20 protein-coding genes are annotated in these 25,375 nt (G+C 40.5%); 17 read left to right on the forward strand and 3 right to left on the reverse strand.

Annotated features, from left to right (window positions below):
- Positions 1 to 8 precede the first annotated feature (8 nt).
- From QNH29_RS10400 to QNH29_RS10435, 8 genes are all read left to right on the forward strand, one after another.
- A complete protein-coding gene (locus QNH29_RS10400) occupies positions 9 to 851 on the forward strand; it encodes a fructoselysine 6-kinase (RefSeq protein ID WP_283864703.1) in 843 nt (280 codons plus the stop codon).
- Between the two features lie 104 nt (positions 852 to 955).
- Positions 956 to 2,248: an ABC transporter substrate-binding protein gene (locus QNH29_RS10405; RefSeq protein WP_283864704.1), complete on the forward strand. Its 1,293-nt coding sequence runs from the start codon at positions 956 to 958 to the stop codon at positions 2,246 to 2,248.
- A gap of 152 nt (positions 2,249 to 2,400) precedes the next feature.
- Positions 2,401 to 3,288, forward strand: a complete 888-nt coding sequence (locus QNH29_RS10410; RefSeq protein WP_283864705.1) for a carbohydrate ABC transporter permease — start codon at positions 2,401 to 2,403, stop codon at positions 3,286 to 3,288.
- A 2-nt stretch (positions 3,289 to 3,290) separates the two neighbouring features.
- Positions 3,291 to 4,190: a carbohydrate ABC transporter permease gene (locus tag QNH29_RS10415; protein WP_283864706.1), complete on the forward strand. Its 900-nt coding sequence runs from the start codon at positions 3,291 to 3,293 to the stop codon at positions 4,188 to 4,190.
- A 149-nt stretch (positions 4,191 to 4,339) separates the two neighbouring features.
- Complete coding sequence (locus QNH29_RS10420) at positions 4,340 to 4,486, forward strand: hypothetical protein (RefSeq protein WP_283864707.1); 147 nt, start codon at positions 4,340 to 4,342, stop codon at positions 4,484 to 4,486.
- Positions 4,487 to 4,551: 65 nt separating this feature from the next.
- Positions 4,552 to 5,733 (forward strand): MDR family MFS transporter, encoded by a 1,182-nt coding sequence (locus tag QNH29_RS10425; RefSeq protein ID WP_283865588.1) that lies wholly within the window; start codon positions 4,552 to 4,554, stop codon positions 5,731 to 5,733.
- 133 nt (positions 5,734 to 5,866) lie between these two features.
- Positions 5,867 to 6,880, forward strand: a complete 1,014-nt coding sequence (locus QNH29_RS10430; RefSeq protein ID WP_283864708.1) for an SIS domain-containing protein — start codon at positions 5,867 to 5,869, stop codon at positions 6,878 to 6,880.
- Between the two features lie 12 nt (positions 6,881 to 6,892).
- On the forward strand, positions 6,893 to 7,906 hold the full coding sequence (locus QNH29_RS10435; protein ID WP_283864709.1) for an SIS domain-containing protein: 1,014 nt from the start codon (positions 6,893 to 6,895) through the stop codon (positions 7,904 to 7,906).
- Between the two features lie 26 nt (positions 7,907 to 7,932).
- On the opposite strand, the gene QNH29_RS10440 is transcribed toward QNH29_RS10435, so the two are convergent.
- Positions 7,933 to 8,091 (reverse strand): TIGR03943 family putative permease subunit, encoded by a 159-nt coding sequence (locus QNH29_RS10440; RefSeq protein WP_283864710.1) that lies wholly within the window; start codon positions 8,089 to 8,091, stop codon positions 7,933 to 7,935.
- Between the two features lie 434 nt (positions 8,092 to 8,525).
- Between QNH29_RS10440 and rpmG the strand changes: the two genes are divergently transcribed.
- The 5 genes from rpmG to QNH29_RS10465 all read left to right on the forward strand — a co-directional run bounded on the left by rpmG (position 8,526) and on the right by QNH29_RS10465 (position 14,980).
- Positions 8,526 to 8,675, forward strand: coding sequence for a 50S ribosomal protein L33 (gene rpmG, locus QNH29_RS10445; protein WP_283864711.1), 150 nt, complete (start codon positions 8,526 to 8,528; stop codon positions 8,673 to 8,675).
- Between the two features lie 113 nt (positions 8,676 to 8,788).
- Positions 8,789 to 9,991, forward strand: a complete 1,203-nt coding sequence (locus QNH29_RS10450) for a GTP-binding protein (RefSeq protein WP_283865589.1) — start codon at positions 8,789 to 8,791, stop codon at positions 9,989 to 9,991.
- 125 nt (positions 9,992 to 10,116) lie between these two features.
- Positions 10,117 to 10,413 carry an AbrB/MazE/SpoVT family DNA-binding domain-containing protein gene (locus QNH29_RS10455; RefSeq protein ID WP_283864712.1) on the forward strand — a complete coding sequence of 99 codons (297 nt, stop codon included), beginning with the start codon at positions 10,117 to 10,119 and terminating at the stop codon, positions 10,411 to 10,413.
- 328 nt (positions 10,414 to 10,741) lie between these two features.
- Positions 10,742 to 13,246 (forward strand): cyanophycinase, encoded by a 2,505-nt coding sequence (locus QNH29_RS10460; RefSeq protein ID WP_283864713.1) that lies wholly within the window; start codon positions 10,742 to 10,744, stop codon positions 13,244 to 13,246.
- A gap of 300 nt (positions 13,247 to 13,546) precedes the next feature.
- Positions 13,547 to 14,980 carry an alkaline phosphatase PhoX gene (locus tag QNH29_RS10465; RefSeq protein ID WP_283864714.1) on the forward strand — a complete coding sequence of 478 codons (1,434 nt, stop codon included), beginning with the start codon at positions 13,547 to 13,549 and terminating at the stop codon, positions 14,978 to 14,980.
- Positions 14,981 to 15,159: 179 nt separating this feature from the next.
- On the opposite strand, the gene QNH29_RS10470 is transcribed toward QNH29_RS10465, so the two are convergent.
- On the reverse strand, positions 15,160 to 16,983 hold the full coding sequence (locus QNH29_RS10470) for a helix-turn-helix domain-containing protein (protein ID WP_283864715.1): 1,824 nt from the start codon (positions 16,981 to 16,983) through the stop codon (positions 15,160 to 15,162).
- 164 nt (positions 16,984 to 17,147) lie between these two features.
- Here QNH29_RS10470 and QNH29_RS10475 point away from each other — a divergent pair, with 164 nt between their 5' ends.
- The 4 genes from QNH29_RS10475 to QNH29_RS10490 all read left to right on the forward strand — a co-directional run bounded on the left by QNH29_RS10475 (position 17,148) and on the right by QNH29_RS10490 (position 24,405).
- Entirely contained in the window at positions 17,148 to 18,329 is a 1,182-nt protein-coding gene (locus QNH29_RS10475; RefSeq protein ID WP_283864716.1) for a M20 metallopeptidase family protein, read from the forward strand.
- A gap of 47 nt (positions 18,330 to 18,376) precedes the next feature.
- Complete coding sequence (locus QNH29_RS10480; protein ID WP_283864717.1) at positions 18,377 to 19,624, forward strand: MFS transporter; 1,248 nt, start codon at positions 18,377 to 18,379, stop codon at positions 19,622 to 19,624.
- 246 nt (positions 19,625 to 19,870) lie between these two features.
- On the forward strand, positions 19,871 to 22,495 hold the full coding sequence (gene ppsA, locus QNH29_RS10485) for a phosphoenolpyruvate synthase (protein WP_283865590.1): 2,625 nt from the start codon (positions 19,871 to 19,873) through the stop codon (positions 22,493 to 22,495).
- Positions 22,496 to 22,698: 203 nt separating this feature from the next.
- Entirely contained in the window at positions 22,699 to 24,405 is a 1,707-nt protein-coding gene (locus QNH29_RS10490) for a hydroxysqualene dehydroxylase (protein ID WP_283864718.1), read from the forward strand.
- A 228-nt stretch (positions 24,406 to 24,633) separates the two neighbouring features.
- On the opposite strand, the gene QNH29_RS10495 is transcribed toward QNH29_RS10490, so the two are convergent.
- Positions 24,634 to 25,371, reverse strand: coding sequence for an SH3 domain-containing protein (locus QNH29_RS10495; RefSeq protein ID WP_283864719.1), 738 nt, complete (start codon positions 25,369 to 25,371; stop codon positions 24,634 to 24,636).
- Positions 25,372 to 25,375 lie beyond the last annotated feature (4 nt).

Below are 25,375 nucleotides of genomic sequence, written 5' to 3' on the forward strand. Positions count from 1 at the left end.
TTATTTCGATGAAGGTAATCGGTGTTGGCGATAATGTGGTTGATAAGTATGTTTATAAAAAAACGATGTATCCAGGGGGAAATGCCTTAAATTTCAGTGTATATGCTAAACAGTTAGGGATTGAAGCAGCCTATCTTGGCGTGTTCGGTAATGATCGGGCTGCAGAGCATATTATTGCCACCTTAAAAAACTTGAATGTGGACATTTCTAACTGTCGGCAATATGAAGGGGAAAATGGCTTTTCCGCCGTTGATTTAGTAGATGGTGACCGGGTGTTCATCGGCGGAAATGGGGGCGGTGTTCAAATGGATCATCCGATTGTCCTCAGCTCAGATGACTTGGAATATATTAAAAGCTTTGATATTGCCCATAGCAGTATCTACAGTGAGATGGATTCTGAGTTACATAAATTAAAAGAATCCGGGATCCTGGTATCCTATGATTTTTCGAGTGATTATAACGATGAATTGCTAGCGAAGAATTGCCCTCATATCGATATAAGCTTGCTCTCCTGCGGGCAATTGAGCGAAATGGAAGTAGAGAATCTATTAAAACGTGCCAATTCATACGGGAGTAAATTAGTAGTGGGCACAATGGGCTCACGCGGCTCAATTGTCTATGACGGCCAATCTTTTTATCGCCAGAAGCCGCACTTTGTGCAGCCGGTTGATACACTGGGTGCCGGAGATTCCTTTTTTACTGCATTTATCTTACATTATCTCTCTCAAAAAAAGGAAAATCCTGAAATTCAGGAAGCCAACCTCCTCCAAAAAAGTATGGAGGAAGGGGCCAAGTTTGCGGCAAAGACATGTCTTGTAGATGGTGCATTTGGTTATGGGATTCCCTTTTAATTTACTTAAAGGGATTAAAATATAAAACCATTCATAGAAGTTTGGGGGGTGAAGGAATACGCTTTTGTAGGATTGATTTTATAAAAATAAGGAGGGTTAATGAAATGAGAAGGAAAATAAACGTACTATTAACAGTACTAATGGTGTTCGCTCTAGTCCTGACAGGATGCTCTAGTTCCTCTTCCAGCAATGAAGAGTCGGGGAAAGTTGTATTAAAGTTTTTGCATAAGTGGCCGCAACCAGAATACGCTCCTTATTTTGAAGAAGTAGTGAAAGCCTTTGAAAAGGATAACCCAGATATCACCATTAAAATGGAAGCGATTGCAGATGAGCCTATTAAAGACAAGCTCCGTGTAATTCTAGGCGGTAACGAAGTTCCCGACATTATGTTTTCGTGGTCAGGTGAATTTGCCAGGAAATTCGTCCGTGCTGATGCAGCCTTAGATTTAACTCCTTATTTAAATGAAGATACAGCTTGGAAGGACAGTTTTATTCCGGCATCTCTTCAGCCTTTCACATCAGATGACAAAAATTACGGGATTCCGCTTCGTTTCAATGGAAAATTCTTTGTTTACAACAAGAAGATTTTTGATAAATATCAACTGCAGGCACCTACTACTTGGGATGAATTTATACAAGTGCTAGACACCTTGAAAAAGGGCGGAGAAACGCCTATTATTCTAGGAAACCAAAGTCCATGGGCAGCAATCCATTACTTAACAGGCTTAAACCAAAAGATGGTAGCCCAGGATGTGAGAATGAAAGACTATAACCCAACATCAGGTGAGTTTACAGATCCAGGCTATGTAACAGCCATGCAAATGTTAGCTGATTTGAATAAGAAGGGTTATTTTATGAAGAATGTGAACTCTAGTTCTCATGATATGGGACAACAATTATTTGCAGCCGGTAAGGGAGCAATCTTCTATGTCGAATTAGAAGAATTCCAAACGATTGAGAATAATATGAAAGGAAACTGGGGCTTCTTTCCAATGCCGTCCATTGCAGATGGTAAGGGCAGTCAGAGTTTCATTACCGGAGCACCGGATGGATTTATCGTTTCTTCCAAAACAAAACATCCAAAAGAAGCGATTAAATTCTTGAAGTTTTTAACAAGTAAAGAGAATGCCATAAAGCTTGTGGAGCAAATTGGCTGGCCAAGTCCGATTGATGGGGCTACAAACCAAGATACAGCTTTGAAGGAAGTGGCTGAGGGTGTGGAAGTCATGAAGAAGGCTGAAGGTATGGCTGAATGGCTCGACACAGATGTCCATGCGAAGGTAGCGGATGTGTATCTATCCAATATTCAACTATTGCTTGATGGATCCAAATCTCCAGAAGAAATTATCAAAGAAGTACAAGATGTAGCTAAGCAAGTACAAAGTGAAGTGGAATAAGAAAAGCGGAAGCCCCTTTTTAGAGACTAATGCACTATCATCTGGGTCCTGTGCTAGAACAGTAATCAATTTTACTGGATGTTACATTTTTTATAAACGAGAAAGGGTAGGCAGGGCACATCTGCTTACCCCCTCCTAGGAGGAAGTTGGGGATGACAAAAACATTTAAAAACAGCCAAACTGCGATACTTTTTATTTTGCCGGCGCTCCTATTCATCCTGTTTTTTGTATTTTTGCCGATTGTATTAAATCTATATAACAGTTTGTTTCGGTGGAATTCCTTTGAGGCTGGGAGAGTTTTTGTTGGCTTAGAGTATTATGGCAGACTTTTCAAGGATCCAATCTTTTTTACTGCATTGAAAAATAATTCTCTGTACGCTGTCATTTCATTGGTTTTTCAGATAGGTATGGGCTTGATCATTGCAGCCATATTAGAAGATAAATTGATTAGAAGGTTTCAGCCCTTTTTCCGTACTGTCTTTTTTATCCCATCTGTTATTTCCATTGCGGTTGTCGGTTTGTTATGGCAGCTCCTCTATAACCCAGAAGTGGGTTTAGTGAACGGGGTGTTAAATGCAATCGGGCAATCGGAATGGGCATTATCTTGGCTGGGTGACAGTAAAACCGCGATTTATGCTGTTGTTGCTGTTTCACAATGGCAGTACACCGGTTATATGGTGATGTTATTCTTGCTTGCGATGCAAAAAATTCCTTTTGAATATTATGAAGCGTCCATGATTGATGGAGCTTCTAAGATAAAAACATTCTTTTTCATCACCTTGCCGCAAATGAAGGAAATGATTCTGGTCGGTACGGTGATCACGGTAATCGGTGCGTTCAAAGTATTCGATGAAGTGTATGTAATGACAAATGGTGGGCCAGGCCGTTCAACCGAAGTGTTAGGAACGATGCTTTATCGTGCAGCCTTCCGAAATGATGAAATGGGCTACGCTTCCACCATCGGCACTATTATTTTTGTCGTCACCCTCACTCTTTCCTTAATTCAGTTAAAAATAGGCAAATCGGGAAAGGAGGCGTAGCAATGACGAATAATAATACAGTGGCTGAAACGAATGAAATAAAAGAAATCAAGACAGAAAGTTCCAAGCTGTCCTTTAAGGTGAAAAACAGAATTTTTCAAACGGGTGTGCTTATATGGTTTAGTCTCTTTGCATTGGTGATCATTTATCCAATCCTTTGGCTCGGCTTGAGCGGACTAAAATCTAATGCTGACTTTTTCTTAAATACCTGGTCGCTTCCGGAAAAATGGCTGTGGGAAAATTATCGGGCCGCTTGGGATGCCGGGATTGGTCAATTTTTCCTTAATAGTGTGTTCATTACGGTGGTATCGGTCGTAACGGTATTACTGCTGGGGTCGATGGCCGCTTTTGGATTAAGCCGCTTCCAGTTTAAAGGACAGAGTATTTTGCTTGTCATTATTCTAAGCGGGCTAATGCTGGCGCCGCAGGTTAGCTTAATTCCACTTTACAAATTACTGCAGGCGATTGGACTGTACAATACTTATTGGGCGTTAATTCTCCCGTATGTTGCATTTCAACTGCCGTTTTCAATTTTCTTGATGCGCTCCTATTTTTTGTCGATTCCGAAAGAGCTTGAGGAGTCAGCGATTATTGATGGGTGTAATAGTTGGAAGGTGTACCGAAATATAATTGTTCCGATGGGGAAACCGATTATTGCCTCGTGTGCGTTATTAACGGGAATGAACGTGTGGAATGAATTTATGTTTGCGTTAGTTTTTGTAGAGGATTCTGCCCTCAGGACGATTCCGGTGGGTCTGATGAATTTGAGAAGTCAGTTGAATACCAATTTCGGAATTCAATTGGCGGGGTTAGCCATTTCGGCGCTGCCAATGATTATCGCGTACATTGTTTTCCAAAAACAATTTGTGCGTGGTCTCTCGGCAGGTAGTGTAAAAGGATAATGGATACAGGTAAAGAGTCATAGGGGGAATGAAAAGGAAAGGGTTGGTTCGCTTTCCTCTTCCCTCTCCATCACTCTAGTTAGTATGTTTAGTTTAAATGGTATATACCAAATAGAAAACTACGATGGGAACAGAGTAGGAGGGATTGGATGGGCAAAATCAAACTGTCGCAAAAAGGAGGAATGAACTTTCATTATCTGCACTATCCGCTGGACTATTTGTTAGAGGTGATGGTGAAGTATGAGTTTGAAAGCGGAGGTATTGTTCCGAATAGGGTGACTAATTCAGTGATATAAAGGAGTTTTATCCTATGTCGATTTGGAGGAGTTATCCCAAGAGCCTAAAAGTTTTATTAATCGCAATGTTGGTCAATTCCACCGGTATGGCATTTCTTTGGCCCTTGCACACCATCTACATGACACAAGGGATGGAAAAAACGCTGTCTGAAGCAGGTTTTGTTCTAATGCTTCATTCAGGAGCTGAGATTGTTGGCAGTTTCCTTGGCGGCTACTTATATGACCGCATTCGTGGGAAACGGACCCTTTTACTTTCGGTCCTAGCAGCTGCCTGTTTTATTTTCATTATTTCAATTGGTCTATCATGGCCTGTCTATATCCTAATGATGGTCCTGCTTGGATTGGCCATTGGGATCATTTTTCCTCCCATCTATGCCCTTGCAGGAATTGTTTGGAAGGAAGGCGGCAGAAAAAGCTTCAATCTCATCTATCTGGTTCTTAATTTTGGTGTGGCAGTAGGTACCGCTTTAGGCGGCATAGTAGCGCAATTCTCTTTTCAATACGTCTTTTGGGTCAATGGATTCACCTATCTTGTCTTTATCATCATTGTTTGGTTCGCACTCGAAGAACCTGACCCAGTTATTGAAACTGTGAAGGTGAAGAAGGAACATGTCCTGAATCCGAAACATGAGGTGCGTCCTGCACAAAGCTTTAATTCCTTACTGGTTCTTTGTTTAGGATTTATGTTTTGCTGGGTCACCTATATCCAATGGCAAACGAGTATTTCCAACTATATGCACCAGTTAGGATTTACGTTGTCAGCCTATAGTGCTTTGTGGACCATCAACGGGATCCTAATCTTATTGGGTCAGCCTTTGATCCAATGGTTTATGGCCCGCATGAAAGTACCGATAAAGTGGCAGCTTTTATCGGGCGTACTCTTTTTTATGGCTACTTTCGGCCTCTTGTCACAGAGTCATTCCTATGGCGGGTTTGTTGCGGGAATGGTGATAATGACGATCGGAGAAATCCTTATTTTTCCGGCCGTGCCAGCGATTGCGGATCGACTGGCACCCATAAAAAGAAGAGGAATGTACCAAGGCTTAGTGAGTGGTGCTGCCAATGTGGGAAGAACAATCGGACCTTTACTAGGCGGGCTGCTCTACGATGGACTTGGACCGTTGGTGCTGCTGTATGGATGTATTTTTATTGGTGGATTCGCCTTGATTTGTTTTGGTACATATCAAAGGCTCCAATATACGCAAAATGAGTTTCATCTGCCAAAGTCAATAAATAAAGGAGGATAAAAAAATGTAAGCGACGTACAAAAGACTTTGGATGTCTTTAAAAAACAAAGCATAGATCGTGTCTATTTCGTAGGTACTATAAGGCACCAAGAAGGTAGTCCTAATAATTCAAAAAAATTTGGAGGTTGTGTACATGTTGAAATTTGATACTGAGTTATTTTTACAATTGGTTGGGAAAGAGGCCATCGCGAAGAGAGAGGAAATTGAGAAGGTTGTTGATGGCATTTCGGCTAAAGGATTTAAAAACATTTTCCTTATCGGCTCCGGCGGGACGATTGCGATGATGTATCCCTATGAGTATATCTTAAAGTCCAATTCTACACTGGAGGTACATGCGGAAATTGCAGCTGAGCTTATGGTGATGAATAATCGTCACCTGACTAAGGACTCTGTTTGTATCTTTGCTTCCGTTACTGGCACGACAAAAGAAACAGTAGCCGCAGCTGAGTTCTGTAAGAGCAAGGGTGCCACAACGATTGGACTAGTCGCAGAACAAGGCACACCATTGGCTGAGGCTGTTGATTACTGCATCTCCACTGGTCATGAGAAGCATTCGTTTGACACGTTCTTTATTCACCTGCAGCTGCTAACGTTCCGTTTTATTCATAACAATGATGAGTTTCCGCAATATGATCAGTTTGCAAAAGAAATTTCCCTTTTACCACAAGGGATCGTCGATGCGTTAGAGCAGTTCGACTCACAAGCTGAGCAATTCGCGATCAAACATAAAAATACCGATTATCATATGCTGGTTGGGGCCGGGAACCTGTGGGGGAATACTTATTCCTACGCAATGTGTATCCTAGAAGAAATGCAATGGATCAAGTCTAAATCCATCCATGCGGCTGAATTCTTCCACGGCACGCTTGAGTTGGTTGAAGAGGATACAAGTGTGATTTTATTCAAGGGCGAGGACGAAACTCGTCCATTGGTGGAACGTGTGGAACGATTCGCCGAAAATATCACCAACGAATTGTTTATTATAGATACAAAGGATTACCGCTTGGAAGGAGTTAGTGATGAATTCAGAAAGCACTTTGCGGTCTGCCTGAACTGGGCATTAACGGGCCGAATCAGTGTATATCTTGAGCGTGAAAGAAATCATCCGTTAGAGACGCGCAGATATTACCGTAAAATGGCTTACTAGGAGGCGGCCAGTATGTTTAACTTTGATGCGGAAAGATATTTAACCATTCAAAATGGTGCCTTATCTCTTAAGGATGAATTTGATCAGGTGATTGATTCGCTGATAGAAAAAGGGGTGGAAAATGTATTCTTTGTTGGGACTGGGGGAGCGGTCATCCTGATGCGACCAGCTGAATATATTTTAAAAACACATTCCAGCCTGCCGGTTTATACAGAAATCTCTTCGGAATTAATGTTGATGGATCATCAGCGCCTGGGTAATCATTCATTGGTTATCTTGCCTTCTTTGTCTGGTACAACCAAAGAAACAGTGGAGGCAGCGGCGTTTTGTAAAGTAAAGGGTGCGGTAACCATCAGCCTTGTGGGTCATGCCGGTACACCGTTAGCGAAGGAAACCGATTATACTTTTGTTAATTATGCGGCTGATGATACCTCCTGTGAATCGTTCTATATCCAGTCTTATTTACTAGCGTTTCGTTTGATGTATAAGCGAAATGAATTTCCAGTCTACCATCAATTTGTTGAGGAAATGAGACATTTGCCAAATGCCCTCCTTACCGTGAAGGAAGCGGTAGAACCGCGGGCGGCGGAGTTTGCCTTGAAACATAAAGATACACCGTACCATATCCTTTCTGGAACAGGGATCGATTGGGGTCAAACCTATTATTATGGCATGTGTATTTTAGAAGAAATGCAGTGGATTAAAACACGACCGGTTCATGCCTCTGATTTTTTCCATGGTACCTTGGAATTAGTGGAAGAAGATACGAGCATTATTCTGCTAAAAGGGGAAGATCGAACCCGTCAGCTAGCGGAAAGAGTCGAGCGATTTGCTAAACATTACTCGAAGGAAGTAACCATTTTTGATACGAAGGAATATCCTTTAGAGGGTATTTCCGAAGGTCTGCGTAGTCTCGTTTCTCCTACTGTCTTTGCAGCGTTACTTGAGAGAGTCAGCTGCCATTTGGAAGAGCAAAGGAATCACCCGCTGACAATTAGAAGATATTATAAAAAAGTACCATTTTAATAGAATAATTTGTTGGGAAGCGGCCTTCATAGTGTTGGCTGCTTTTTTTTAGTACTATTTTCTTTATATACAAATCCTTTTAATTTGATTTTTTTTCCTTTATATTTACCAATATCCATGCCTATCTCATTGTAATAAGCGGCACAAACATCTTCGTTCATCTCGATGGTGTTTTTTTGTTTCACTGTTTAACCGTTGAAATGATTAATGCCAACACAACCATAACAAATCTCGGGACCATTTCCAGTTTCTAAAAATGCTTTAGCCGGTAAAAAGGTTTGTACAGAAGCAGCAATGAATGCTTCTATTACCTGATAATAATTGTTTTAATGAAATTCCCTGCCGTAAGAAAGCAGGCAGGGATGTAAGAGGAATTATAGTTAGCAATGAGGGGGATTAAGTGTAGAAATTTTCATAAAATACTCCTTGATTTAGAATGTGATAAAACGGAATTTTTACGTTTTATAAAACTATGTGTTTGTAAATAAATTTAGGAATCATTTCGATTTATATTTTTAAAAGTAAGAAATCATCGTTCTACCGCTTGACATTAAAACGAAATTGGGATAAAGTGCAAATCGTAATCATTTTGATTTAAAATCATTAAGGAGGAAGCAAAATGCGTGTGAAAATTACTTTACAATGTACAGAAACTGGCGACAGAAATTACATTACAACAAAGAACAAGCGGAATAATCCGGATAGACTCGAACTAAAGAAATATTCTCCTCGATTGAATCGCTATACGATACACAGAGAAACAAAGTAAGAAAATGGTGTAGTTAAATGCCCTTTAATGCCTGAGTCATTTCAAGTTTATAAAATAGGTATAAAGTTTAAATCGTAATGATTATTATTTGTAAAACGAAAGGGAGAATAATGATGAAAGATAACAGAATTCCAGTAACTGTTTTAAGCGGCTATTTAGGAGCAGGGAAGACCACTTTACTTAACCATATACTTCAGAACCGAGATGGATTAAGAGTTGCCGTTATTGTTAATGACATGAGTGAAATTAATGTGGATGCAGAGTTGGTAAAACAGGGAGGGGGGTTAAACAGAACGGAAGAAAAGCTTGTGGAACTATCAAATGGATGTATATGCTGTACATTAAGAGAAGACCTTTTAAAAGAAGTGGAACGACTGGTTGAGATTGGAAATATAGATTATATTGTGATTGAATCAACAGGTATAAGCGAACCAGTACCCGTTGCACAAACTTTTTCTTACATAGATGAAGAGCTAGGTATTGATCTTACAAAGGATTGTAAACTCGATACAATGGTTACCGTGGTTGATGCAAACAGGTTTTGGCATGACTTTGCCTCAGGAGATCTCCTGCTGGAAAGAAACCAGGGTGTCGGTGAAGAGGATGAGAGAAGTGTTGCAGACTTATTAATAGACCAAATTGAGTTTTGTGATGTCTTAATCCTTAATAAATGCGATTTGCTTGAAGAGGAACAATTAATTCAACTGGAGGTTTTTTTAAGAAAGTTACAGCCTACAGCGAAGTTTCATCGTTCCATAAAGGGGAATATTCACCTATCAGAGATTTTAAATACAGGTTTGTTTAATTTCGAAGCCGCAAGCGAATCTGCCGGCTGGGTTAAAGAATTGGAAGCACCCGAGCATACTCCGGAAACGGAAGAGTATGGAATCAGCTCCTTTGTTTATAGAAGTTGGATCCCATTTCATTCTGAAAGGTTCAATCGCTGGGTAGAAGAAATGCCAGAAGAAATTGTGAGGGCAAAAGGAATCGTTTGGTGTGCAACCAGGAATGACGTAGTTTTATTATTTTCACAAGCAGGTCCATCGGTTCAATTAGACCCGGTAGCATATTGGATTGCCTCCTTGTCCTCAGAGCAACAAGCCCAATATTTTGAAGAAGACCCGACCTTAAAAGAAGATTGGGATGAAAAGTTTGGAGATCGGAAAAATGAAATCGTTGTGATCGGAATCCACATGGATAAAGAAGTTGTAAAAGCTTCTTTAGATTACTGTTTATTAACACAAGATGAGATGTTAGAAGATTGGAATAAAATGGGTGACCCCTTCGTGTGGAATATTACTACAGCAGTTAAATAAAATCAACGAGCCTACAATGTATGAATGTAGGCTCATTGATTTTATTTTAGAGCCCGCCCTTTCAATTTTATTCTTGATAAGATTGCCTGCTTCTAGCCAATCAAAACACTTCAGGGAGGGATTGAATGAGTAAAGTCAAATTAAGAAAAAATGGACAATTGTACATTCCTAAAACTCTTACTAAAATATTAAATATTGAAGTAGGTGACATTATTAATATTTTTATAGATGGTAAAAAAATAGTATTAACAAGTAAAGCGGGATTTGAAAAAGAAAATAAGTGTACCTATAATCGAAATGGAACCATCCATATACCGGTAGAAATTAGACAATTAAGTAATATCGACACAGATGCAAGTTTTACTATTACTATTGATGAAAAGGAAAAACGGGTATGCCTTATTCCTGATTTAACAGATTAAATGAGATTCGTGAAGATTTCAAAAAAAATAGGGAGTATTTGTTTTCCTAATTACCATAAAGCAAAAAATATGTAAGTTTTTAACCAAGTGGAAGATTGGCTTTTCTATCACTTGCGGCAAACTTTGAGCTTGTTCCATCCACTTATAAAGCCCCTCAAAATAGCGAAGGAAACTGGGTATATTGCTAAATGGCTGTACCAATAACAACCATTTTTCACCAATAAGAATTTTTCTCTATATAATTTCCTGATTTTTCAGAGTTCTTCTTCTGGCATAAAACTTGCAACTAATAAAAATGAACATAGGAAATGAAAGGAGAAAGATACTTATGAAAAAATGGATTGTTTTTACCATCCTTCTGCTCCTCTTTGGAAGTGCAGGAACCCCAGAAATCCAGGCAATGAAAAACTCAGACACGATTAAGGGGAATCTTGTGATTGTCGGAGGTGCTCTCGGGAGCACAAATCGGGATGTTTATCAAAAGTTTATCGATTTAGCCGGCGGGAATGACCAAGCTAAGATTGGGATCATCCCGGCTGCGTCGGGTTCACTAAAATCATCCTTTGCATATAAAAAGGACTTGCTGTCATACGGGGTGAAGGAGTCATCAGTAGAAATTCTCCCTGTATCTTCACACGACTTCAGCGGAACAGAGGAAGATGAAAGCAGCTGGAAGAAGAACAGCGACAGCAGGGAGCTCGCTGAGAAAATTGAAAAATTGACAGGGATCTGGTTTGTCGGCGGAGATCAGCTTAAAATAACTGAGGCCCTTCTAAAGAAAAATGGCAAAAATACACAAGCACTTGATGCTATCTGGAAGATTTATAGAGAGGGCGCCGTCCTAGGAGGAACCAGTGCAGGAGCCGCTATTATGAGTGATGTAATGATTACTGGCGGAGATAGCCTTGGCGGCTTTAAACAGGAATTCACTAAAAAAGACCAATCAAATCCGTCGGAGGAATATGCCCCGGTTTATATTGAGAAGGGGCTGGGATTCTTTCAATGGGGTATTTTAGACCAGCATTTTGATGAGCGTGCAAGACTTGGCCGATTAGCTGCCACAGCGATCACGTACAATACCCGAGACCTCGTTTATGGAATAGATGAAGACACCGCCATGGTCGTCAATAATCAGAATCAGACAATTGAAGTAACAGGAAGAAGCGGAGTGGCAGTCCTAGATGTCACAAAGGCCAAAAGAAAAGGAAAGCAGATAGAGAATGTTGACATCAGTTACTTATCTGCCGGCGACAAACTTCATGCGAAATCTAAGGAATTCACATTCAAAGAGGATAAAGCTGAAACGAAAGGATACGAGTATTATGACTTCAAGCCGCTGCCGGCCACAGGAGTCCTTTCCTCTTATGGATCTCTGAAACATTACCTTTCATATTCATTGGTTGACAATGCAATCACAGATAAGGTAGAGAGCTATATATACAATTCTGCTGGAGAAGGATTCAAGCTTATTTTCGAGAAGGGCGAAGATACAAATGGGTATTGGGGCTATGAAGATGGCCAGAAAGATTCCTATTCACTGCTGCATGTAAAAATGAGTATCGAGCCTGTTTCTGTCTTATTTGAGAAAAAGCCTGATCTGTTTAAGGACTTTTATCAGAATTCCAGCTTCACTTCAGAGGAAGAAGGATTAGAAGCAGGCAATAAGGGCAGCCTTGTGATAGCTGGCGGTGCGCTCGGAAGCAGCAACCAGGAAGTCTACGAAGCGTTCATTTCCAGAGCTGGAGAAAATCCCAAAATCGGAATTGTCCCAGCAGCCAGTTCCAGCTTGAAATCTTCCTTTGCATTCAAGTCAGATCTTGAACGGTATGGCGTGCCTGCAGAAAACATTGATATACTGAAAATCGCCAGCCGTGACTTTAAAGGAACAGTAGAAAATGAATCTCTTTGGAAAAATAACAGAAATGATCCGCAGCTTGCAGAGCAGATTAAAAACTATGATGCCATCTGGTTTGTAGGCGGAGATCAGACAAATATTACAGCTTCCCTTCTAAATCAAGACGGATCTAGATCAATAGTGCTCCAAAGCATCTGGGATATTTATCATAATGGAGCCGTTTTGGGAGGAACAAGTGCAGGGGCAGCCATTATGAGTGATGTGATGCTGGCAGGCGGCGGAAGCCACAACACGCTCACATCAGGGTTTATTGATAGCTATGACAACATGACTCAGCAGGAAGGCGGTCCAGGTTACTTGGAAAAAGGATTGGGATTCTTCCCGCATGGCATCGTTGATCAGCACTTTGATAAAAAGGCGAGACTTGGACGTTTGATTGCCACAGCAGCCGCACATGGACAACAGGATGAGTTTTCATATGGGATTGATGAGGACACTGCACTGGTTCTTGACAATGCCACTGGTAAATTAACAGCAGCAGGAAGAGGAGGAGTTTCCGTCATCGACTTATCGAAGGTAGAGGAACAAAAAGACGCTCCTTCTCTCTATAAAAATATCCGCCTTTCCTGGATGAAATCGGGAGATGTTCTGGATCTTGAAACGAAGGAGTTCACCATAAGGAAAGACAAACTTTCCACAAAAGATCATGAGTATTACCACTACGAAGCGGCTCCCCATTCAGGTGTGCTGTCTCCGCATGGAAGCCTGGGTCACTTTATTTCCTATAATCTCACTGATAATCGTACTGAGGAAGTGGTGAAGAGCTACAGCTTTTCTGAAGGAGAAGGATTTGAGTTAACTTTTCGCAAAGGACCTCAAACAGATGGATTCTGGGGATACAAAGACGGAAGCAAAGATGATTATTCCTTCGTTGGAGTGGAACTGGACATAGAACCCGTAACAGTAAAAATCCAGTGATAAAAATAAAGTACCACAGCTTTGAACTATTGCCTATCTGGGTGCATTTGCTATAGCAGAACAGGTTTTAATTACGTCTATCTTACTAGCAACAATTTCAGTCTATCTATTAAGACAGACCCTATACCAAACAGCTAAATAACCAGCCATTAAGAAGACTCGTTGGTAACGAGTCTTCTATTATTTACAATTCTTTATCAATCGTTTACTGAATATTTACATAAATCCCATCATCTCTTAAAACTCCTCCATTAATCTATTACTAGATTCAAAATATACATAATTGAGGAGAGATAGTTAATGATTAATGAGACTTCTAAAAACGGATTGAATAGAAGAGACTTTTTAAAAGCAGGAGGAATGGGTACACTTGCTCTTACGCTTGGATCAACTGGTGTGTTAGCACTCGGTTCGAAAGCATTTGCGGATAATACGAATAATCCTGCCAGCGGTTTTGGCGGATATGGTCCTTTGGTTCCGGATCCAAATGGAATTCTCGATCTTCCACAAGGGTTTCATTACAAAATTATCTCCAAAGAGGGAGAGTTGATGTCCAATGGGGCAAAAATCCCGGGAGCTTTTGATGGGATGGCAGCTTTTGAAGGTCCAAACAATACGACCATCCTTGTTCGTAATCATGAATTAGGGACAGGCCCGGCATTTGGAAGCAATCCGTATGATGCAAATGCACAAGGCGGTACAACGGCTCTAATTGTAGGAGCTAATCGAGAAGTTATTAAAGAATATGTAACGTCTTCAGGTACAATCCGAAATTGTGCGGGTGGTGCAACACCTTGGGGGACTTGGCTGACTTGTGAAGAAAATCGTTCTACTGGACACGGTTATGTATTCGAAGTAGATCCACAGCAGCCTGAAAATGATATGTCCAGAACTCCAATCAAGGAAATGGGCCGCTTTGCACACGAAGCCTGTGCCATTGACCCATCTACAGGATATGTATACTTAACTGAAGATGCGAGCCCAAGCTACCTTTATCGTTTTATCCCAAATAACACAAGCCAAAAGCCTGGCGCATTACAAGAGGGCGGTACGCTTTATGCGGCTGCGATTGAAGCGGTAACTGATCCAGCAGCAAGCACTTTCAAAACAGGCCAAACTTTTAAAATTGTTTGGAAGAAAGTAGACCCTCATATGTGCCGCGAGGAAGCAGCTGCACAAAACTGTATTAAATTCTCAAGACTTGAGGGAGCGTTCTTCCAAGAGGGTGTTTTCTGGTTCGACGACACTTCTGCCGGTGACAAAAAACTCGGACGCGTATACCGCTATATTCCTCACACGAATACATTAGAGCTTTTCTATGAGGGAAATGATGCACGAGAAATGGAATATCCAGATAATATCTGCATGACTCCATGGGGTGACCTTTGGTATGCAGAAGATGGTTCCGGCCAAGATCGACTGATGGGAATTACCCCTGAAGGCAAAGTCTATCCTTTTGCCGCTAACCGACTAAGTGATTCTGAACTTGCAGGCCCTACCTTCTCACCTGATGGAAACACGCTGTTTGTTAATATTCAAAGCCCAGGCAAAACCTTTGCTATTTGGGGACCGTTCCAACGAAGAAACTCTGCACGTGCAAGGGAAATGTCATATGCTGCCCCTGCGAATCTAGCACCACAAGTTTCAGATAAAGTGGCTAAGGCTGCAGAGGAACAAGGTATGTCCATTCTAGAAGCAGCAGCATTTGAGCGTCATGGAGTGGAATTAATCTAAGTTGAGGAATTCTAGTTATAACTTAAGCTAAGTGGTCCCATTATTGGTACTATACTGTGAAATTACTAAAAAGTAGAAATAAGGAGAAAAATAGCAGCCTGCATGATGCAAGCTGCTATTTCTTATATTGTACAATTGACTTCAATTTCCTTCTTGCGATTTCTAATAGGTTTCCCAGACTATGTTCCTAAAAAGGTTTTAAAAAGATAGAACCCCAGCTGTACTTTTAGGTAATCTTCATAATGATTAAAATCCATATCAAGAATATCCTCAATTTTCTTCAGGCGAAGATAGAGTGTATTTGTATGAATATGAAGTTCTTTGGCAGTAGTAGTCATGGAACGGTTATTCTGTATATACGTGAAAAGTGTGTGCAGAAGTTCGTCGTTTTTCCCCTGATCAGTCCACAATTTGGAAAACGTCTCGCGCAGAAATGCATCGATTTCTTCTAGAGAATGATTTAAAAAAAAGCTGCTGATGCCGATATTACTGTAATGAAGAATGCCTTTTTTCTTTTGTTTTTTCAAATATAGAAGGGCTTTTTCGGCTTTTAAATGATTTTCTTCCGCTTGACCGGGATAGTATTGCCCTGAACTGATTCCTGCCCGGGCTACTACTGTAAACCGTTCGTTCCACCATTTAATGCTACTTTCAATAATTTCTGTAAAATATGCTCCGTAGCTAGCATTTGGGACAGAAGAAAAAACCGTAATTTTGTTATTGTAGCTAAAAAGCAAGCTGTTTTCTAATGTTATTTTCTTTTTAATATGTGTTAGCAGAAGCAGAGCATCGTTTTCAAGAGCATGCAGATCGACGTTTCCATCTAATTCAATTAAAGCTGTTTGAAGAAAATAATGACTATTAATTCCTAACTCCTTTGCAGCAATCTCGGCATGCTGAGGATTTTTTATTTTTAGAAACTGTTGATATGTTTCATAGGTTTTCTTATACATGATTTCAGCCTGTGATCTAAGTTTCATAATTTCTAGAGAAAGAATAGGAGCACCTTGTTCAATGATAATGTGATCGAGTTGCGATAGAGGGGAGCTTCCTTCTACAATTAGACATCCTAATAAAATAGAGCCAGACCTAATCGGATATATATAACAATCAATTTGGACCGTATCACAAATTGATATATAAGCTGGTTTGGATTTATTAGTAAAGAGAAAGAAAATATCATCTATACATTTAGCGAAATCCACATCATGTTGTGGGACCAATTTTCCTTCGAGATAATCCGCATAAACAAAATTCGTGTTCATCATTTTATTCATTTCTAAAATAATAGCATTCATACCCTTGTTTTGAACTGATAGCTCCGTTAGGAGATTGTGAATGTTTGTTCTCTTTTCTAACAGCGTATTGGTTTCTTTGAGCCTTTGTGATAAATGGGTAACTTCATTCAAGGTATTCTGTACTTCTGTATAGAGATTGGCATTATGAAGTGCAATAGCAGCCTGTGAAGCAAAACTTTGTAAAAGAAGGAGGTCTGTTTCGCTGAGACCATCTTCTATATCAAAGCAATGAAGTGTCATGACGCCAATCCGTTTTGTTCCAAATGAAACAGGGACGGATAAAATAGACTTAATATTTTGGTTATTATGGTGCGCCTTTTCAATAAATTCAAAATTCTCTTTACTCAAGTCTCCCATATTATTATAAATTTCTTCCATTGTGGTAATTAGTCTAACACGTCCGTCCCTGAAAACCTTGCCTGTAATAGACTCACCGATATTTACTTTAAAGTAGTTAATATTATGATTAAAGCCAACATATGCCTTTATAATCAGTTTATTCGAAGGCTCATCAAACATTTGTATATATCCTGCCTCGGCTGTCTCCACTATATTTAACGCAAAATGCATGATTTTTTTCAATACTTCATCCAATTCTAGCGTCGAGTTTATTGCTCGAAAGCTCTCCATTAAATTCATTACATGATCCTGTGCTTTTTGACTCTCTAAACTTAATTGTTGAAAGAAGGTTTCTTTTATTTTCATATTCACACCTCTACTGTTGATATCAACATAGTTTATCTATCAACGTTGTTTAATCCTACATTGACGGGTATATCTAAAATTATATAACATTTAGTAAATACTAAAAAGTGAAAATATTCAATTTTGAAACCGTTGTCAATTGTATGAGGAGGATATAATTTATTATGGAAAAAACAGCATTCAAGGAATTAGAAAATATATTTGAAGATCTCGTTAATATTAGACGAGACTTACATATGTATCCGGAATTGTCATTTGAAGAAGAAAGAACTCCGTCCATTATTGCAACCTTTTTAAGAGAGTGTGGACTAGAAGTAAAAACCGAAGTTGGGGGACGAGGAATTACTGCCTTGTTAAAAGGAGCAAAACCAGGAAAAACTGTTGCACTGCGTGCAGATTTCGATGCTCTGCCAATTCAGGATGAAAAGTCTGTTCCCTATAAATCAAAAATACCTGGTATCATGCATGCTTGCGGGCATGATATACATACTGCATCACTACTTGGTACGGCCTATGCGCTCAGTAAAGTTAAGGAGCACCTGCATGGCAATGTGCTGTTTATTCACCAATTTGCTGAAGAGGTTATTCCTGGCGGTGCAAAAGCAATGATTGAAGATGGGTGTCTTGAGAATGTAGATGTAGTCTACGGTGCTCATGTATTGTCAAATTTACCTGTAGGACAGATTCTTTTTAAAGAAGATTACATGATGGCAGCTGGAGATAAATTTGAAATTGTTGTGGAAGGAAAAGGAGGACATGGATCTTCACCTCATCTTGCTGTGGATCCAATCCTTATTGGGAGCCAAATTGTCACGAATATCCAGCAGATTACCGCGAGCCGTATTAATGCGACAAATCCTGCTGTAATATCTGTATGTTCGTTTGATGGTGTAAGCAGATATAATATCATTCCTGATAAAGTGATTTTATCTGGGACAGTTCGTACGTTTTCGGAGGAAGCCCGAGAACTTGCCGAAACGTATATTAAGAGAGTAGCAGAGGCCGCGTGCAGCGGGGCAGGTGCCAATTGTGTCGTAACGTATGAATACGGCTATCCTTCTGTATGCAACAATTCTGAAGAAGCACTTCGTATTAAACGTATAGGTGAAAAGATTGTAGGAAAAGAAAATGTTTCAGAGTCTCCTTTACAGATGGCGATGGAGGACTTTGCCTATTATGTAAGAGAGAAGCCAGGTGCATTTTTTAATGTAGGAGGAATGAATTCTGCTATTGAAGCGGTCTTTCCACATCATCACCCAAAATTTGATGTGGATGAACAGTCTATTCTTATAGCTGGAAAAATGTTTATTTCACTTGTTTTCGATTATATAAACTACGCTAATTAATATATTTAGAGAAACTTATCCCGGTGGTATTTGTAGGAGGCATTATTATGGAAACTAAGCAAATTAACAATAAAAAGAGGCATATGATTTTAGCACTGTTGTTTTTAGGATGGTGTTTATCTTATCTTGACAGGATGGCAATGAATGTTGGGATTGTTGAAATTGCAAAAGATTTTAACCTTAGCCCGGCTGTTATGGGGATCGTGCTGAGTAGTTTTTTTGCTGGCTATGCTTTAATGCAATTGCCTGGAGGATGGCTTGCAGATAAATTTGGATCAAGAAAAGTAATTGCAATTGCCATTTTGTTCTGGTCACTATTTACCGTGTTAACAGGAATGGCCTGGTCCCTTATGTCTATGATTATTATTCGTTTTATGTTCGGTCTCGGAGAAGGAGGATATCCCGCAGCCAGCTCCAAAGCAATAGCCGATGTCTTTCCTAAAGAAGAGCGAACTAGTGCCCAAACAATCATGATGTCTTCCAATTCACTTGGCGGAGTGATTGCTCCTTTAATTGCTACTCCCCTTCTTGTGTGGGTAGGTTGGCAAAATTTATTTATCTCTATTGGTTTAGCCGGGGTTTTGGTTGCAGCGTTACTTTGGTATTATTTAAATCCGACAAATATGCAGGTCGAAAGAGTTGATGAAGAAACGGATCAAAAAGCTTCTTTTAAAGATGTTTTAAAGATGCGGACAAGCTGGCAGCTGGCCATCATGTGGTTTGGAGTAAGTACGGTTGTATGGGGACTCATTTCTTGGATGCCTCCTTATCTTGTTAATGTAAGAGGTCTCGATTTGATGTCTATGGGTATGCTTACGTCTATACCGGCACTTGCTGGAGCTTTGGGTGTTGTTATTGGTGGTCAACTTATTAAGTCTGTTCTAAGTGGAAAAGAAAAATATCTTGCAATTGTAAGCCTTATCATCATGATTGTTTCACTGTATTTGTTATTCAATGCACCGTCTGTTTCCTTAGTTATTACTTATCAAGCTATATGTATGTTTTTCCATGGACCAGTTGTAGCTACCATTTTTGGCCTTCCACATAAAATATTCTCAAAAAATGTGATAGGGTCTACTTTTGGGATGATTAATCTTGGTGGGATGATTGGTGCATTTCTTGCACCAATGGTTATGGGTTATTTAATTGAAGTCTTTAATGGTTCGTATGTATCCGCATTCATGTACATTATTGTCTGTGCTGTTTTAAGCATCTTTGCAGCAGCTAGTCTGAATTCAACAAATAATCCTTTAGGAAATGCTCAGGTAGTGACCCGCAACGAAGAAATTATATAAAATTAATGGGTAATTAATATAGGGACAAGACTTTGTCCATTTCGATTATAGTTCTGCAATAATTTTTTATAGCTATTTAATATAAATGGTGTACTTAAATGAGAAATCCACTTTGTAAAGGAAAAGTGGATTTTTTATATACTCAGTTATTACACTAAACAAATCATTTAGTGTATGCAAGGATTACATTGGCAATCTCCTCAATAAAATACAAAGAAGACATTATTTATTTGGGAGGGGTCTGCCATAAATGTCTATGTGCTCAGGTTTCGAGATATAGACCCAACAATGATTATGGCTGTTGGGGGCAAAGGGCTAAATCTGGGGGAACTCTCGAGGATTGAAGGAATTCGGGTGCCAGCTGGCTTTTGCATTACCACAGAAGCTTACAAAAAAATAATCGGCCAGGATAGTGAGATCAGCAAGTTACTGGATCAACTCTTGGAGCTAAGAGCCGATGAGAGGGTAGAAATAGGTGTTATTAGTGGTAAGATCCGCAGTCTTATTGAGAAAACGGAAATACCCCTGGATATCGAAACCGAGATCATTTGGTATCTAACAGAGTATGGAGAGAAGCATGCTTACGCGGTTCGTTCCAGTGCTACAGCCGAGGATTTGCCGCTTGTTTCCTTCGCAGGCCAGCAGGATACGTTTTTGAATATCATTGGAAAAGAGGCAATCCTTCAACATATCCGTCAGTGCTGGGCGTCCCTTTTTACAGACAGGGCGGTGATTTACCGCATCCAGAATGGATTCGACCACCGAAAAGTTTACTTGTCGGTTGTGATTCAAAGGATGATCATCCCTCAAGCTTCAGGAATTTTGTTTACAGCAGATCCTGTTACTTCCAACCGTAAGGTAATCTCGATTGATGCCAGCTTTGGACTTGGCGAGGCACTCGTCTCTGGTTTAGTTAATGCAGATAACTATAAGGTTCGGGATGGAACCATTGTTGAAAAGACGATCTCTGCCAAGAAACTAGTCATTCAGCCATTAGAAAAAGGGGGTATAAAGGAAAAAGAGATCGAGTTGGACCAACAGAACAGCCAAACCCTTACGGATACCCAAATCTTACAGCTGGAAAAAGTGGGAAGAAAGATTGAGGCTTATTTTTCCTGCCCGCAGGACATCGAATGGTGTCTTTCTGAAGAGGGGTTATATATCGTCCAAAGCCGCCCCATCACAACCTTATTCCCAATCCCTGAGTGTGAGGATGGGCAGAACAGAGTATACTTGTCGTTTGGTCATTTACAGATGATGACAGACGCCATTAGACCATTGGGTATATCCTTTTTAATGTATTTAACTGAACAATTTCCAGTTCGTATAGCTGGTGGAAGACTGTTTATTGACCTTACTTACGACCTGACCTCTCCTGTTGGCCGACGAACCCTGCTTTCTGCAATAGGCAAGCACGACCATCTCTCGAAGAATGCGATTTTAAGTTTGATACAGAGAACAGATTTTATGAATTCATTGCCGCGGGGAAAGAGAGCATTTAATCTCGGTGCCGAAGGAATATCCTGGACACTTCCCCTACAGGTAATCAACATATACCGAAAAAACGACCCGGCAATCGCCCATAATCTTATCAATCTCAACCAAGTATCCATTACGGAACTGCAGAAACGAATTGCACCACTATCGGGAGACGACCTGTTTTCCTTTATTAAGGAAGACCTTAAGGAATTAACAGAACGCTTATATGATCCTCGAAGTCTAGGCATTATTATAGCTGGGGCATTAGCATGGGACTGGATCAATAAAAACATGGAAAGATGGTTGGGGGAGAAGAACGCAGCTGACATACTTTCCCAATCGGTATTAAACAACATTACATCTGAAATGGGTCTTGCTCTCATGGATGTATCGGACATCGTTCGGCCATATACCGCGGTAATTGAGGTTTTTGAGCATACCAGTGATGAGACCTTTTTTGAGGACTTAGCCAAACTGGAAGGCGGGAGTGCTATTATAAACGCAATGAGGGGGTTCCTTGAAAACTATGGAATGCGCTGTTCCGGAGAGATTGATATTACAAGTCCACGTTGGAGAGAAGAGCCAAGCGCACTCTTTCCTATGATTCTCAGCAATATAAAGAATTTTGCACCTCATTCAAGCAAAATTAAATTTGAGCAAGGCAAGGTGGAGGCAGAGCAGCTGGGGGAGGATCTTTTGAGACGTTTGAGGCAATTGCCCGGCGGCAAACGAAAGGCAAAAAAGACAAAGAAGATGATCAGCGTTTTACGCAATTTTATCGGATACCGGGAATATCCCAAATACGCTTTTATTACACGCTTTGACATTTACAAGCAGAAGCTGATGAAGGAGGCCGCTATACTGGTTCAAAAGGGAGTAATTCAAGAAAAAGAAGACATCTACTATTTATCCTTTAAGGAACTCCGTGAAACAGTTTGCACCAATCATGTGGATTACAGGGTTATTAATGAGAGAAAAGGCGATTATGAAGTCTATCAGAAGTTGACACCACCGCGGGTGATGACCTCCGATGGCGAGGTTATATTCGGCAAATATGATACCGATGATATCCCCCAAGGTGCCTTGGCGGGGGTCCCTGCATCAACCGGCATTATCGAGGGGCGGGCACGTGTCATTTTAAAAATAGAGAATACTCAGATTGAGGATGGAGATATTCTCGTAACGACATTTACCGATCCCAGCTGGACACCGCTATTTGTATCTGTCAAAGGTTTGGTAACGGAAGTAGGCGGGCTCATGACCCATGGTTCCGTCGTTGCCCGCGAATATGGTCTTCCTGCCGTCGTAGGAGTGGAAAACGCAACAAAGCTAATAAAGGATGGACAGAGGATCCGAGTGAACGGTACGGCAGGGTATATAGAAATATTATGATTGTATGTTTCTTAAAAAATAAAAAGATATGTAATTAACTTCAGGATATCGACTTTTTCTCACTGCAGACACCGCCAATGTCCAGTCACCCACACAATGCAGGGTATGGAGTGAAGAGAGGCCAGTGTTCCTGAATGTCCAATCTCCTCCAATTCCTATTGCATATATTGGATTATTCTAATCTATGCAAAGAAGGTGAGTCCATGAAGAAAGTGGCCATCTTGGGAGGCGGGGTGGCTGGCCTTAGTGCTGCTCATGAACTGGCAGAAAGGGGATTTGACGTAACAGTATACGAAAGCAAAAAGATTCCGGGTGGAAAAGCACGGTCGATTCCTGTTCCCCATTCTGGTACGAGCGGGAGAAAAAATCTCCCTGGAGAACACGGATTTCGTTGCTTTCCCGGTTTTTATCGCCATATCATTGATACGATGAAACGAATCCCTTATGACCAAAAGCAGAGTGTTTATGATCAATTAGTTTCGGCTCGGGAGATGGGTCTTGCCCGCTTTGACCATCAACTAGTCGCCATCTCCACTTCCATTCCAAAATCTATGACCGGTATCAAAAAGAACTTGAAAGCATTGTTCGATTCGGATTGGGGACTTTCAGAAGAAGAAGTGGTATTTTTTACGGAGCGGCTTTGGCAGGTGATGACGAGCTGCAGGAAGCGAATTATGGATGAATATGAAAGGATAAGCTGGTGGGATTATCTCGATGGAGATAACCAATCGAAGAACTTCCATGAAGTGTTTGCTTCCATTTCCCGGTCATTGGTCGCCGCGAAATCTACTGAAGCAAGTACCAAGACCTTCGGAACGGTTCTTGCCCAACTCCTTATGGGCATTCTTACACCAACCAATGATTGTGACCGAGTCCTAAATGGCCCGACCAATGAGGTGTGGATTGATCCATGGATCAGCTATTTGAAACAAAAAGGAGTTCGTTATTATACCAATGCATCAGTGTGCGGCTTTCAAATCCAAGAAGGCAAAATCACGGGTGTTCATATCGAAAGGGGAGGAACTGACGAGTTAGTTTATGCGGACTTTTACTTAAGCACTCTCCCAGTGGAAGTTATGGCCCCATTAGTGTCATCAGATATGCTTAGGGCAGATCCGACACTGATAGGATTGAAGAAGCTTGCCAAAGATGTTGATTGGATGAACGGAATCCAGTTCTTTATGAAACGCGATGTGCCTATCGTAAACGGCCATCTGATCATTATGGATTCACCGTGGGCGATTACGGCCATTTCACAAAAGCAATTTTGGAACGGGAAGGACCTCCAGCAATATGGGGATGGTCAGATTATGGGGATTATTTCGGTTGATATATCAGAATGGAACAAACCAGGCATTCTTTTTGGAAAAAAGGCAATCGAATGCACAAAAGACGAAATTAAAGATGAAGTATGGGCACAGCTGAAAAAAGCCTTAAATCACGAAAAAGTGATGCTTAGGGATGAGGATATTCACTCTTGGTTTTTGGATCCGGACATTCATTTCGACGCTGCCGGAAAAATGATTAATAGTGAGCCTTTACTTATAAACAAAGTTTTTGCGTGGAGCTTAAGGCCCTATGCTTATACACAGATTCCCAATCTCTTCCTAGCTTCAGATTATGTGCGTACGAATACGGATCTGGCGTCGATGGAAGCCGCCAATGAGGCAGCACGCCGAGCGGTCAACAGTATATTAGATGCCGCCTTTTCAAATAAAAGGAAGTGCAAAATATGGGACATGTATAAATTTGACCTTTTAACTCCCTGGCACATTCACGATTGGGTACGCTATCGGAAAGGGCTCCCATGGGATGGCGGATCCTCCTTCTGTTCAAGAATTGTTTACTTGCTCCTCTATGCAGGCAAATATGCTTGGGGAAAAGCCAAAAAGTTTAGATGGTTTTCGTAGCAAGATTATGAAAGTACCATATTGGCTTAGTTTGAGAGAGGATTGTGTGAGATTGAGACTGGCAGGTTCACCTTTTGATAAATTCGTAAATCTTTAAGTCAGGAGAGCGACTATTCCACTTGGAAGCCAACTCTCCTTATTTAAGTTGTTCTTGTATTTGGAAAAGGAGCTTAAAATCAATAAAATTATTCTTTCATCACGACTCTAAGATTATCATAACCTCTTAATTTATTGCTTTTCCCTGACAATCAATGCCGATATCCAGCCTTCGATTCCGTTTGTAGTTTGAACTTTTAGCCACTTTATTCCTTTGGAATCTACTTGTTCTTCATTCAAAAAGTGTATGATTTCACCATTTGTGATCGTGTATAGACGGGCCGCGGTTAGTGCGGGAGCTTCACGAATATTTCCGCCATCTTCATATTTCTTATTTAAAATCAATTCTTTTTGATCAGGTGAAGTCCCAGATGCTTGTACGTGCACATGTTCTTGGTTTAACCAGGCCTCCGCTTTCCTCCATTCTTGTGTATACCACTCATTTGGATTGTTCATGATGGCAGCAGTTAGCAAAATCACTACAGAGGTGGCAGCATAGAAGGTCCATTTTTTAATTCTGCTCTTATTCCGTTTCCGTTTCGTGAAAAGCTCAATCATTTTGTTGAGAAAATTTTCGAACAAGGCAAACATTCCTTCAATGATTTCAATCCAAACAGGTATACCTGCTATTCCTGCTTCTCTCCGACGTCTTTGTAATGTGGCAAGAAGTGTCATGATTGGGTAAGAAATGGGATATATCATCTTTTTCAACAAACGGCACAACAGGTTTAAGAAGGGAGGAATAATGTACAACAATATCAGCCTTACGAGTTGTAAGAGCACAAAGAGAGCCAAAAAAAGACGCATCCATTCCGGCAGGAAAGAAATAAGTGACCAAATCCAAAACAGCTGGTTTAAAATGGATTCCACAATC

The sequence above is a fragment of the Neobacillus sp. DY30 genome (genome assembly GCF_030123065.1).
In the GTDB taxonomy this organism is placed as follows: Bacteria; Bacillota; Bacilli; order Bacillales; family Cytobacillaceae; genus Neobacillus.